Genomic DNA, 13,060 nt, shown 5'->3' on the forward strand with positions numbered 1-13,060 from the left:
CCGCGACGCCGCGGAGAGCCGAACGCGAGGGCATGAGATTTGTCCCGTAATCCCTGGCGGGCGCACGACGACAGCTGCGGCACCTCGCCGCGTCGTCGGAACATCCCGATACGCCCAGTACCGGGGCGTCCCTCCGCCTTGCGATGCACCGCATCTGACGCCGTGCGCTGATCCACCGGGGACTACGGGACAACCCTTAGTCCTCTCCGTACTTGGGGTCGATGGACTCGGGGGAGAGCCCCAGGAGTTCGGCGACCTGCTCGACCACGACCTCGTGCACCAGCAGGGCCCGCTCGTCCCGACTTCTCGCCCGCATCTCCACCGGCCGTCGGAAGACCATGATCCGGGGAGGCTCGCCGGCGCGGGCCGTCGTCAACCCGCCGAGCGGCACCACGGAGTCGTCATGTGCCCAGCCGTCGGAGAGAGCGTCCGGCCGCCCCTCGTCGAGGGGCACCTCCCGCACGGTGAAGCCGATGTCGGCCAGCTGCGGCCAACGCGGTTCCAGTCGCTCCAGGGAGTCCCGCACCAGGTCCTCGAAGGACTCCGCGCGGCTGATCGCGAGCGGCACCTGCGGGGGAGCGATCGGTCCGCGCACTCCGCGACCGTGACGGTCGCGTCGGCGCGGTCGTGGGCCGGAGGGCTGGGGCGGTCCGGGGCTGTTCAAAATGGCTCCCTGGCCGGAGGCGCCCCGGTCCGGGGACCGGGGCGGTGAGGACGGCCCCCGCCCCGGGCAGGGCGGGGACTTTCGCGCGGCGGGGCGGCGGGAAGCGGCGAGCCGGTCGCCCGGCCGGTCGGGGCCGGCGGCGGACCGGTCCGTTCCGGAACGCCGCGCCGCGGTGCCGACCGCGCCGTCTGTCGGAGGGGCCGCCGCGAGGTCGGCCGACCGCTGCCGGTGGCGCTGACACAGTGCCTCAACGACATCCTCCGGGACAGGCCGGTCGGTGGCGGAAACGGTATACCCGCGGCGCGGGCCGTCGGCCCCCTCGGCTCACGAAGGGGGTGATCGACGACCCCCGAGCCTAACCCGAGGCAGCTCCCCCAGGGCGGAGCCGCCCAGCATGGCCCGAGGGGCCCCCGAGCCGCTTACCCGCCTCGGGGGTGGGCCGGCGGCCCGCGGTTTCGGACATTCTGTTGGCTGATTCCCTCGGTCGCGGATCAGCCCCGGCGATGAGTGGCCCCGGGTGTGCGGGCGGGTCCGCCGCCGGGAACCCGGCCTCGGCCGGCGCAAGTCCGCTCCACCGCGGAAGGCGTGTACACCGAACCACCGGACCGGCCGCTTGCTCCCGGTATATGCGCTCCGGCGGCCCAACCGCTCCGTCCGGTACGACGAAGCGCGGTGCGCCCGGAAGACTCTCCGCGGCGCCTCCGCGGTCGTCCTCTGAGCTGATCCCGAATCAGTAACTAACGGGCGGACCGGGCGACACGGTGCGGGTGAGCATCAGGGGAGTCGTCGCGGCCCGCTCAGGAGTGCGGTACCGTCCAACATCGTGAGCCCTGTACGTCGATGTTCGCGCACCGCGTGTGGCCGTCCCGCCATCGCGACACTCACGTACGTCTACGCGGACTCGACCGCGGTTCTGGGGCCGCTCGCCACCTACGCCGAACCGCACTGCTACGACCTCTGCGCCGAGCACTCCGAGCGCCTGACCGCGCCGCGCGGCTGGGAGGTCGTCCGCCTCGCCGTCGACACCGGTCCGGCGCGGCACAACAGTGACGACCTGGAGGCGCTCGCCAACGCCGTTCGGGAGGCGGCCCGCCCCCAGCAGCGCACCGCGGAGGGCCCCGGCCGCGCCGGCCGGGAGACCGACCCCATGGAGACCGCCCGCCGGGGCCATCTCCGGGTGCTGCGCTCGCCGGAGTCCTGAGCCGCGCGCCGCCGGGGGCCGGGCGGCCCGCGGCGGTTCGTGCCGGAGGCGACCCCCTTCCGCGGGTACGTCCCTCCCCGAATCCCGTTCGTCAGGTGCGAAAGCTGTCCGAGTCATTGACTCGTCTTGTTGTGGACACGACCATGCCTTCCACTCCCGGGAGATGTCTTTCCACTTTGCGGAACCCCCCGGGTGTCAACCATGTCGGGAGGCCCGCGTGTTCACCCAGCAACTGCAGCCCGTAGCCGATTCGCAGACACTCTCCGCCCTGGTCGCGGTGGTACCTCTGCTCACCGTGATGGTCCTGCTCGGCGTCGTCCGGATGAGAGCCCACTACGCCGGGCTGATCGGTCTCGCGGCGGCGGTCCTCGTCGCCTGGATCCCCTACGGGATGCCGCTGGACCAGACGCTCTCCAGCGGGGTGCAGGGCGCCCTCTTCGGCCTCTTCCCGATCATGTGGATCGTCATCAACGCGCTCTGGGTCTACCGGATGACCGTCCGCACCCGACACTTCGACGTACTCCGCCGCTCCTTCGGCCGGCTCTCCGACGACCCCCGCATCCAGGGCCTGGTCATCGCCTTCTGCTTCGGCGCACTGCTGGAGGCGCTCGCCGGCTTCGGGGCGCCCGTGGCCATCAGCGCCGTGATGCTCGTCGCCCTCGGCTTCGACCCGGTACGCGCCGCCGTCGTCGCCCTCGTCGCCAACACCGCCCCCGTGGCCTTCGGCGCCATGGGCACACCCGTGGTGACGCTCGCACAGGTCACCGGGCTGCCGCTGGACTCGGTGGCCTCCGTCGTCGGACGGCAGACCCCGCTGCTCGCCCTGGTCGTGCCGCTGCTGCTGGTGATGCTCGTCGACGGCCGCCGCGGGCTGCGGGAGACCTGGCTGCCCGCGGTGGTCTGCGGGGTGGCCTTCGCCGCCGCCCAGTTCGTCGCCTCCAACTTCGTCTCCGCCCAGCTCGCCGACATCGCCGCGGCGCTCGTCGGCGCCGGCGCGCTGGTGGCCCTGCCCAGTGCCCGCAAGCCAGCCGACGAGGCGGTGCGGGCGGCCGTCCTCACCGGGGCCCGCAGCGACGACCTGGACCGCGAGGACGCCCGACCGGAGGTGCTGCGGGCCTACGCCCCGTACGCGCTGATCGTCGCGATCTTCTCGATAGCCCAGATAGGCCCGGTCAAGGAACTGCTGGAGAAAGCCACCCAGAGCCTCCGGTGGCCGCTGCTCGACGTGGCCGGCCCGGAGGGCGAACCCGTCTCCGGCAACGTCTTCTCACTGCCGCTGGTCGCCACCGGCGGAACCCTGGTGCTCTTCGCCGGGATCGGCACCGCGGTGATCCTCCGTGTCCGGCTGCGCACCGCGCTCTCGGAGTGGGGAGCCACGGTCCACGAACTGCGGTTCGCGATCCTCACCGTGACCTCGGTGCTCGCCCTCGCCTATGTGATGAACCTCTCCGGACAGGCCGCCGTCATCGGCCACGCCGTCGCCGCGGCCGGCGCGGGGCTCGCCTTCTTCTCCCCGGTGCTCGGCTGGTTCGGAGTCGCCGTCTCCGGCTCCGACACCTCAGCCAACGCCCTCTTCGGCGCCCTGCAGGTGACCGCGGCCCACCAATCCGGGCTCTCCCCCGAACTGCTCGCCGCCGCCAACAGCTCGGGCGGGGTCCTCGGCAAGATGATCTCACCCCAGAACCTCACCATCGCCTGTGTAGCGGTGGGGCTCAAGGGCCGGGAGGGCGACCTGCTGCGCAAGGTGCTGCCGTGGAGCCTGCTGCTGCTGATGATGATGTGCCTGATCGTCGTCGCCCAGAGCACCTTCCTCGCCGTCATGCTCCCCTGACCCCAGGCCCGGTGACACCCCGTCCGGTCCAAGCGGGAGCGGGCGGGGTGCCGTGGTGTCCGGTCGATTCCCCGCCCGGAAGGTAGCTTGGATCCGAACACCGGACTCCAGGAGAGGTTGGCTGTGGCTGATCTGTCGCAGATCGTGAAGGCGTACGACGTCCGCGGTGAGGTTCCAAGCCAGTGGGACGAGGGACTGGCCGAGCTCTTCGGCGCGGCCTTCGCCCGGGTCACCGGGGCGAGCGAGGCGGTCGTCGGCCACGACATGCGGTCTTCCTCCCCGGGACTCTCCCGGGCCTTCGGCCGCGGCGCCGCCGCCCAGGGGGTGGCGGTCACCGAGATCGGGCTCTGCTCCACCGACGAGCTGTACTTCGCCAGCGGCTGGCTCGACCGCCCCGGGGCGATGTTCACCGCCAGCCACAACCCCGCGCGGTACAACGGCATCAAGATGTGCCGGGCCGGCGCCTCCCCGGTCGGCCAGGAGAGCGGACTGGGCGAGATCCGGTCGCTGGTCGAGGACTGGATGGAGACCGGAGCCCCGGAGCCGGTCGACACCCCGGGCCGGATCGGCTCGCAGGACGTGCTGGCCGACTACGGGGCCCACCTCAGGTCGCTCGTCGACCTCACCGCCGTCCGCCCGCTCAAGGTCGTGGTGGACGCCGGCAACGGCATGGCCGGACACACGGTGCCGACGGTCTTCGACCCGCTGCCGATCGAGCTGGTGCCGATGTACTTCGAGCTGGACGGCACCTTCCCCAACCACGAGGCCAACCCGCTCGACCCGGCCAACATCGTCGACCTCCAGGCCAAGGTGCGGGAGACCGGCGCGGACGTCGGCCTCGCCTTCGACGGCGACGCGGACCGGTGCTTCGTGGTGGACGAGCGCGGCGAGCCGGTCTCCCCCTCGGCGGTCACCGCCCTGGTCGCCGCCCGGGAGCTGGCCAAGCACGGCGGGGGGACGGTCATCCACAACTGCATCACCTCCTGGTCCGTGCCGGAGGTGGTCCGAGAACAGGGCGGCGACCCCGTCCGCACCCGGGTCGGCCACTCCTTCATCAAGGCGGAGATGGCGCGCACCGGCGCGATCTTCGGCGGTGAGCACTCCGCGCACTACTACTTCCGGGACTTCTGGAACGCCGACACCGGCATGCTCGCCGCCCTGCACGTGCTCGCCGCCCTCGGCGGGCAGGACCGGCCGCTCTCCCAGCTCGTCGCCGAGTACGACCGGTACGCCGGTTCCGGGGAGATCAACAGCACCGTCGACGACCAGCCGGGCCGCATGGCGGCGGTGCGGGCCGCCTACGCAGACCGCCCGGAGACCGAACTCGACGAGCTCGACGGCCTGACCGTCACCACCGCCGACTGGTGGTTCAACCTGCGTCCCTCCAACACCGAGCCGCTGCTCCGCCTCAACGTGGAGGCCCGCGAGCAGCCGGTGGTCGAGCGGGTCAGGGACGAGGTCCTGGCCATCGTGCGCGGCTGATCCGCACCGGGCACCGCCGAACCGGGGGAGCGCCGCGGGCCCGGGTCCGCCCGGCCGGAGGCGTACCGGCAGGGCGCGGCCGTCCAGCGGTACGCTGAGGACCGCCCAGTGATCCCGGCGGGCACACGACGAGAGCCACGGGGCCTCACCGCGTGGGCCGTAGCACCCGAACCCGTCGCGGTCGGGTGCCCACCGCTCCGCGAGGCACCGCGTCCGACGCCGTGCGCCGATCCGCCGGGGGCCACCGGGGCCCCGAGCCGAACCGAACACCTCTCCCCGACGCAGGAGAGTTCCGCCCCCGAAGGGACACCCCATGCCGCTTGAAGCCGGTCTCCTGGAGATCCTCGCCTGCCCGGCGTGCCACGCGCCGCTCCGGGAGGAGGGGTCGGGCGCCGGGCGGGAGGGCGGCGACCGAGCGGAGCACGGCGAGGAGGGCCCCGAGGGCGGGCGCCGCACCGAGCTGGTGTGCACCGGCGACGGCTGCGGACTGGCCTACCCCGTCCGGGACGGCATTCCAGTGCTCCTCGTCGACGAGGCCCGCCGCCCCGCCTGAGCAGTCGCGGCGCCGGCGCGCCGCAGCCCCAGGCGGGCCGCCGGGGCGGACCAACGCGGGCGAGGAACCGCCCAGGTGATCGGAGGCTCCACCACGATGCTCGACGACTCGCTGCTCGAGAGCCCGGAAGCGCTCGCCCGCGCCGACGCCGGCGGACTGCTGCGCGGTGCGGCGGAGTCCGGCGCCCGGGTCCGTACCGCGGCCCGCGACGCCACCGAGGCGGGGCTCGCGGACCTCAAGCCCGACGGCCGGCCCCGGGCCGTGCTCGTCGCCGGCCCCGGCCCGTCCACCGGCTGCATCAGCGATCTGCTGGCCGCGCTCGCCGGCGGCGCCGCGATGGTCAGCCTGATCCCGCCGACCGGCCCGCAACCCGCCCCCAGCGCCCTCCGCTGGACGCTCCCGGGATGGGTGGGCCCGCTCGACCTGCTCCTGCTGGTCACCGCCGGGGGTGCCGAACCAGGGCTGACGGCACTGGCGGAACACGCCTACCGGCGCGGTTGCACGGTGGTCGCGGTGGCCCCGCCCCGCTCCGAACTCGCCCAGGAGATCGGTGCCAGCCGAGGGCTGGCCATACCGCTGGCGCCCCCGCCCCACGACCGGCCCGAGCCGCAGCCGTGGGCCGAACCGGCGTCGGATCCCGGAGCCGAACCCCCCGGGACCATGTGGGCGCTGCTCACCCCGCTGCTGATCCTCCTCGACCGCATCGGCCTCCACCCGGCCTCTACCACCGCCGTCCAAGGGCTCGCCGACCGCCTCGACAGCGTCGCCGAGCGGTGCGGCCCGGCCGTCCCCACCTACTCCAACCCCGCCAAGTCCCTGGCGGCTGAGCTGGCCGAAGCGATGCCGCTGATCTGGACGGAAGGCCCGACGGCCGCCGTCGCGGGCCGCCACTTCGCCCGCCGGCTGGCCGCGGTGTCCGGCCGCTCCGCGCTCTGCGCCGAACTGCCCGGCGCGCTGACGGCCCACGGGGGCCTGCTCTCCGGACCGTTCGCCGCCGGAGCCGGCGAGGACGACTTCTTCCGGGACCGCGTCGAGGACTCCGCCGTGCCCCGGGCCCGCGCTGTGCTCCTCCGCGACGGGACGACGGTCTCGGACTCCGCGATCCCCGCGGCCCGGGAACTCGCCCACGCCCACCACGTCCCCGTCAGCGAGATGAGACCGGCCGAGAACGGGCCGCTGGAGTCCGCCGCCGAACTCATCGGGACGGCCGACTTCGCCGCCAGCTACCTCCGACTCGCCTCCGTAGCGCCGTAGTGCGCCGGGCCGGACCCGGGCGACCCGCCCGGCCGGGCCCGGGCAGGCACCGAACCGGCGCGCCAAGCCAGTGACACAGTCAGGGAGCCGTACCCATGGACCGCCTCAGCAACACCGTGCGCCCCTACGCCTGGGGCTCCACCACCGCCATCCCGCAACTGCTGGGCACCGAGCCGAGCGGTGAACCGCAGGCGGAGCTCTGGATGGGCGCCCACCCCGGCGCACCCTCCGTCGTCGACCGCGGTACCGGCCCGGTCCCGCTCTCCGAAGTCATCGCGACCGACCCCGCCGGGGAACTCGGCGGCGCCACCGCCGAGCGCTTCGGACCACGGCTGCCCTTCCTGCTCAAGGTGCTGGCCGCCGCCTCACCGCTCTCCCTGCAGGTGCACCCCGACCTCACCCAGGCGGCCGAGGGCTTCCAGGCCGAGGAGGCCGGAGGCGTCCCGGCCGGAGCGCCGCACCGCAACTACAAGGACTCCAACCACAAGCCGGAGCTCATCTGCGCCCTCAGCCGGTTCGACGGCCTCTGCGGCTTCCGCCCCGCACCCGAAGCCGCCGAAATCCTCGCGGGGCTGGAAGTGGACTCCCTGGTGCCGTACGTCGACATCCTGCACGCCGGCCCCGAGGACGCCGCGCTCCGCGAGGTGCTCACCGCACTGCTGACCGCCGAGCCGGCCGCCATGGCCGAGTCGGTGCGGCTCGCCGCCGAGGCGACCACACGGCTCGCCGAGCGGAGCGGCCCGCACCAGACCTCGTACGCCGCCTACGCCGCCATCGCCCGCCACTACCCGGGCGACCCCGGCGTCATCGCGGCCATGCTCCTCAACCACGTGCGGCTGCAACCCGGCGAGGCGCTCTTCCTCGACGCCGGGGTCCCGCACGCCTACCTCGACGGCCTGGGCGTCGAGATCATGGCCAACTCCGACAACGTGCTCCGCTGCGGACTGACCCCCAAGCACGTCGACGTCCCCGAACTCCTGCGCGTCACCCGCTTCGAGTCGACCGTTCCGGCCGTACTGCGACCCGAAGCCGTCGATGGCGAGGAGGCCTACGAGACACCGGCCGAGGAGTTCCGGCTCTCCCGCTACGTACTGCCCGAAGGAGCGCAGCCCCGCCCGCTGGCGGCAGGTGCCCCGCAGATCCTGCTCTGCACCTCCGGCAGCGCCCTGCTGCGCGCCGCGGACGGCGCCGAACTGCGTCTCGGACGCGGTGAGACGGCCTACCTCGCGGCCGCCGAACGGGTCGAACTCTCCGGCGACGGCACGGTCTTCCGCGCGACCGTACCGCTGTGACCCGGACCGGGGGAGGCCGCGCGGCCACCCGCACGGGCACGGAGGTGCGCCCTGGGACCGAAGGGCGGTTCGAGGTAGATTCGTCAGCGGACAGACGTCGCTGCTGATGGCGGTCGGCCGGCCGCCAGCGCGGACCGGCCGAGGGAGAGAGGGATCCGACGGACTGCGCTGCGCGGGGGACACCTGTGTCCACCGCCGTCTCAGCCGTACCACTTCGCCCGACCACGAGGAGCAGCCGAATGACGAACGCCGCAGGCGGCCAGGACTTCAAGGTAGCCGACCTCTCCCTGGCTGACTTTGGCCGCAAGGAGATCACCCTCGCCGAGCACGAGATGCCGGGGCTGATGGCGATCCGCGAGGAGTACGCCGCCAGCCAGCCGCTCGCCGGGGCCCGGATCACCGGATCGCTGCACATGACGGTGCAGACCGCCGTGCTGATCGAGACCCTGGTCGCCCTCGGGGCCCGGGTCCGCTGGGCCTCCTGCAACATCTTCTCCACCCAGGACCACGCCGCGGCCGCGATCGCCGTCGGTCCGAACGGCACCCCGGAGAACCCGCGGGGCGTGCCGGTCTTCGCCTGGAAGGGCGAGACCCTCGCCGAGTACTGGTGGTGCACCGAGCAGGCGCTGACCTGGCCGGACGCCGCCACCGGCGGCCCCAACATGATCCTTGACGACGGCGGTGACGCCACCCTCCTGGTCCACAAGGGGGTCGAGTTCGAGAAGGCCGGTGCCGTTCCGGACCCGTCGACGGCCGACAACGACGAGTACCGCGAGATCCTCACCCTGCTGGGCCGCACGGTCAGCGAGAACCCGCAGAAGTGGACCCAACTGGCCTCCGAGATCCGCGGTGTCACCGAGGAGACCACCACCGGGGTGCACCGCCTCTACGAGATGCAGCAGGCCGGCACCCTGCTCTTCCCGGCGATCAACGTCAACGACGCCGTCACCAAGTCGAAGTTCGACAACAAGTACGGATGCCGCCACTCGCTCATCGACGGCATCAACCGCGCCACCGACGTGCTGATCGGCGGCAAGGTCGCCGTGGTCTGCGGCTACGGCGACGTCGGCAAGGGCTGCGCCGAGTCGCTGCGCGGCCAGGGCGCCCGGGTCGTCGTCACCGAGATCGACCCGATCTGCGCGCTCCAGGCCGCGATGGACGGCTACCAGGTCACCACCCTCGACGAGGTCGTCGAAACCGCCGACATCTTCGTCACCACGACCGGCAACAAGGACGTCATCATGGCCTCCGACATGGCCAGGATGAAGCACCAGGCCATCGTCGGGAACATCGGCCACTTCGACAACGAGATCGACATGGCCGGCCTGGCGAAGATCCCGGGCATCGTCCGCGACGAGGTCAAGCCCCAGGTGCACACCTGGACCTTCGCCGACGGCAAGGTCCTCATCGTGCTCTCCGAGGGCCGGCTGCTGAACCTCGGCAACGCCACCGGACACCCGTCCTTCGTGATGTCCAACTCCTTCGCGGACCAGACCCTGGCCCAGATCGAGCTCTTCACCAAGCCGGAGTCCTACCCGATCGGCGTGTACGTGCTCCCCAAGCAGCTCGACGAGAAGGTCGCCCGGCTCCACCTCGACGCGCTCGGGGTCAAGCTCACGGCCCTCCGCCCCGAGCAGGCCGCCTACATCGGGGTCAAGGTCGAAGGACCGTACAAGCCCGACCACTACCGCTACTGACCGCACCCAGCAGCCGGAACCAGGCCCCCGCCGAGCAGGCGGGGGCCTGCCCCGTCAAGGAACCCCGATGCCCCGCGGCCGCTACTCGCTGCACGACCCGCACGACCGCACCCGCCTCGCCGAGGAGCGGTTCCAGTGCGCCCCCGGCCCCTCCGGATGGCGCTACTCCGCCCAGTTGTCCACAGCCTCCGGCGATCCGTACGGCGCCGTCGACCTCACCGTCGACCGGCTCTGGCGCCCGATCCGGCTGGAGCTCCAGGCCCGCGGCTGGCAGGTGCGGGGCGCCGCGCTGAACGGCGTCACCTGGGTCCGCACCGACGCCGGGGGCATGCACGCCAGGGAGGGCAACGCACACGCACCGGCCTTCAGCGGCAACTCCCCGGCGTTCCTCGTCACCACCGCACGGCTGCTGGGCCTCACCCCCTCGGCCCCCTCCGGCCGGATTCGACTGGTGGCTTTCACCGAGCCCGTCCTGGCGCCCCGCACCGTCGACCAGGACTGGACCCTGCTGAACAGCCGATCACACCCCACCGACAGCGGGCCGCTGATCGTTCGCGAATACCGGGTCACCGATCTGAGCACCGGTGAGTCCGGATCGGTCCACCTCTCCGGGGACGTGGTGCTCGCCGCCCCCGGAGTGGAGTTGGAGGAGCTGGAATCCCCGCCCTCCACACTCACCGAGACGGGCTCCGAGGAGGGGCCGGCCGCGGACGGCGACGACCCCCGGTGATCAGGCCGGCGGCGCGAACCCGGTCGCGGCCGGCCCCGCCGGGCCCTCCGGCGACCGGCCCGCGGGGGACGTCGCCGCCCGCCCGGCCGCCTCGTCGACCGTGAACCCGGGGCCCCAGGGCGTCCCTCCGCCGGCCCCGGGCGCCGCGGCGGTCGGCCCCGCGGGCGGCGGGGGCTGGGGCTGCTCCGAGCGCTCCCGCCCGGCGGCCGGAGCCGGTGCGGCGGAGCCGAAAGCCCGCTGAGCCTCCCGGGCCTGCCGCTCGGCCACCACCCCGGCGAGATAACCGGCGGGCGGGACGCCGGGTGGCACCGCCACGCCCGTACAGGCCGACAGATCCAGCGCCAGCCGCTCCGCCATCGCATGGCTCACCTGCGGATCGAGCTGCCGGGCCCGGGTCGTGTACTGCCGGACGGCGAGCCACAGGCCGTCCGGCACCGAGGACAGGTCCAGCGCCCGCAGCTCCTCCGCCAGCCAGTCGGGCGGCGCCGGCAGAGCGGACCGCCGCATGGTCGGGACCCGCTCGCGGACGACCAGCGTCCCCGCGAACACATCTCCCAGCCGCCGTCCCCGGGCGGAGACCAGCGAAGCGGTCATGGCGATCACCCCGAAGGTCAGCAGGATCTCGACGAAGGCCACGGCCCCGCGCACCAGCGCATGCCGGAACCGGATCGGCCCGCCGTCGTCCCGCACCACCCGCAGACCGCAGATGGCCTTGCCCAGGGAGCGCCCGTGCGACAGCGTCTCAACCGCGATCGGCAGGCCCACCAGCAGCAGGACGAGGGCCGCCACCGAGACGGCGGCACGCGCCGCCTCGTCCAGCGAGGAGGTGGCGGAGACCAACAGCACGGTGCCGGCCAGATAGATGGAGACCGTCACCAGCAGGTCGATCAGCACCGCCAGCGCCCGGCTGGGCAGCCTCGCCACCCCCAGCTCCAGCACCACCGCGTCTCCGGTGACCAGTCCGCTCATGCCCGCCGCCCCTCCCGTTGCCTGACTCCAGTCTGCCGAGCCCCGCGGGCGGTCTGCCAAGCTGGGGGTCGACCGCACGGCCATGTCGCGCGACACGCCGATGCCAGCGAGGAGCAGCCCCCGATGGACCTGGACGTCTTCCTCTCCGCCCACCAAGCCGAGTGGGCGCGCCTGGAGGCGCTGTCGCGACGCCGGCGCCGGCTGACCGGGGCGGAGGCCGACGAACTGGTCGTTCTCTACCAGCGGGCCGCCACACACCTCTCCCAGGTCCGGTCGACCGCGCCCGACCCCCAACTGCTGGGGCGCCTGACGCAGCTCGTGGCCCGTGCCCGGGGTGCCCTCACCTCACCGCGGCAGTCGAGCTGGCGGGACGCCGGGAGGTTCCTCGCCGCCGGCTTCCCCGCGGCCCTGTACCGCATGCGCCGCTGGTGGCTGACGACGGCGCTGGTCTCGACCCTCCTGGCCGCGGCGATCGGCTGGTGGATCGGAACCCATCCCGAGGTCCTGCCGACCATCGCGGCGCCGGAGGAACTCCGCGGGCTCACCCGGCCCGGCGGACAGTACGAGACCTACTACTCCAGCCATGCGGCGACCGCCTTCGCCGCCCAGGTCTGGACGAACAACGCACAGGTGGCGGCGCTCTGCCTGGTCCTCGGGATCTTTCTGGGGATCCCGGTCCTCTGGGTGCTCTTCCAGAACGTGCTCAACCTGGGGATAGGCATCGGACTGATGTCCTCGGCCGGCCGCCTCGACACCTTCCTCGGACTGATCCTCCCGCACGGACTCCTGGAGCTCACCGCAGTCTTCGTCGCGGCGGGCACCGGCCTGCGGCTGGGATGGACGGTGATCGACCCGGGGCCCCGGCCCCGCCGCGCGGCCCTCGCCGAGGAGGGCCGCGCCGCACTGGGCATGGCCATCGGGCTGGCCCTGGTCCTCTTCGTCTGCGGGGTCATCGAGGGCTTCGTGACCCCCTCCGGGCTGCCGACCTGGGCGCGGATCACGGTGGGCATCGTGGCCGAGCTGCTTTTCCTGGCCTACGTCTACGGCCCGGGGCGCCGGGCCGCGCGGGCCGGGGAGATCGGAGATGTCGAGGCCGCGGACCGCGGCGCGCGGCAACCCGTCGCGGCCTGATGTGCATTCGACGGTGCCGAGCTGCTACTGTCTCGGTTGCCGCCAATCCAGCCGTTGACACGGGTGGGGCGTTGCGGTAGATTAGAACGGTTGCCACGAGCTGGACAAGCTCACTGAAGGTGGCCTAGGATAATCTCCGCTTCCAGGGAAGGTCCGCCGATAGGGTCGACTTCCACCTGGGCAGCAATCCGCCGAAAGGCAAAAGGCTTTCCAACGGCCTCTGGAATGGAATTCGGTCCGGTTATCGGGTCGAGGG

The 13,060-nt window shown here is 73.0% G+C and carries 11 protein-coding genes; 9 read left to right on the plus strand and 2 right to left on the minus strand.

The genetic code is table 11. From position 1 onward, the window contains the following. Positions 1-196 precede the first annotated feature (196 nt). Complete coding sequence (locus tag BGP73_RS18445; protein WP_079127646.1) at positions 197-664, minus strand: metallopeptidase family protein; 468 nt, start codon at positions 662-664, stop codon at positions 197-199. 820 nt (positions 665-1,484) lie between these two features. On the opposite strand from BGP73_RS18445, the gene BGP73_RS18450 reads away from it, so the two are divergent. The 8 genes from BGP73_RS18450 to BGP73_RS18485 all read left to right on the plus strand — a co-directional run bounded on the left by BGP73_RS18450 (position 1,485) and on the right by BGP73_RS18485 (position 10,704). Further along, positions 1,485-1,865 (plus strand): DUF3499 domain-containing protein, encoded by a 381-nt coding sequence (locus BGP73_RS18450; protein WP_079127647.1) that lies wholly within the window; start codon positions 1,485-1,487, stop codon positions 1,863-1,865. 217 nt (positions 1,866-2,082) lie between these two features. Further along, positions 2,083-3,696, plus strand: coding sequence for an L-lactate permease (locus BGP73_RS18455; RefSeq protein ID WP_069816280.1), 1,614 nt, complete (start codon positions 2,083-2,085; stop codon positions 3,694-3,696). Between the two features lie 123 nt (positions 3,697-3,819). Beyond that, positions 3,820-5,178 carry a phosphomannomutase/phosphoglucomutase gene (locus BGP73_RS18460; RefSeq protein WP_069816281.1) on the plus strand — a complete coding sequence of 453 codons (1,359 nt, stop codon included), beginning with the start codon at positions 3,820-3,822 and terminating at the stop codon, positions 5,176-5,178. Positions 5,179-5,491: 313 nt separating this feature from the next. Further along, a complete protein-coding gene (locus BGP73_RS18465) occupies positions 5,492-5,731 on the plus strand; it encodes a Trm112 family protein (RefSeq protein ID WP_069816283.1) in 240 nt (79 codons plus the stop codon). A 96-nt stretch (positions 5,732-5,827) separates the two neighbouring features. Beyond that, a complete protein-coding gene (locus tag BGP73_RS18470) occupies positions 5,828-6,985 on the plus strand; it encodes an SIS domain-containing protein (protein WP_069816352.1) in 1,158 nt (385 codons plus the stop codon). A gap of 95 nt (positions 6,986-7,080) precedes the next feature. After that, positions 7,081-8,277 carry a mannose-6-phosphate isomerase, class I gene (gene manA, locus BGP73_RS18475; protein ID WP_069816285.1) on the plus strand — a complete coding sequence of 399 codons (1,197 nt, stop codon included), beginning with the start codon at positions 7,081-7,083 and terminating at the stop codon, positions 8,275-8,277. Positions 8,278-8,516: 239 nt separating this feature from the next. Further along, a complete protein-coding gene (ahcY, locus tag BGP73_RS18480) occupies positions 8,517-9,974 on the plus strand; it encodes an adenosylhomocysteinase (RefSeq protein WP_069816287.1) in 1,458 nt (485 codons plus the stop codon). Positions 9,975-10,041: 67 nt separating this feature from the next. Continuing rightward, positions 10,042-10,704 (plus strand): hypothetical protein, encoded by a 663-nt coding sequence (locus BGP73_RS18485; RefSeq protein ID WP_069816288.1) that lies wholly within the window; start codon positions 10,042-10,044, stop codon positions 10,702-10,704. On the opposite strand, the gene BGP73_RS18490 is transcribed toward BGP73_RS18485, so the two are convergent. After that, the gene (locus BGP73_RS18490) at positions 10,705-11,673 is read right to left on the minus strand and encodes an RDD family protein (protein ID WP_069816289.1); all 969 of its coding nucleotides are present in this window, start codon (positions 11,671-11,673) and stop codon (positions 10,705-10,707) included. It lies immediately after the preceding gene. Between the two features lie 123 nt (positions 11,674-11,796). Here BGP73_RS18490 and BGP73_RS18495 point away from each other — a divergent pair, with 123 nt between their 5' ends. Beyond that, positions 11,797-12,804 (plus strand): stage II sporulation protein M, encoded by a 1,008-nt coding sequence (locus tag BGP73_RS18495; protein WP_069816291.1) that lies wholly within the window; start codon positions 11,797-11,799, stop codon positions 12,802-12,804. The last annotated feature ends 256 nt before the right edge of the window (positions 12,805-13,060 follow it).

Origin of the sequence: Streptomyces sp. TP-A0874, from assembly GCF_001748085.1 — a bacterium.
Classification (GTDB): domain Bacteria; phylum Actinomycetota; class Actinomycetes; order Streptomycetales; family Streptomycetaceae; genus Streptomyces.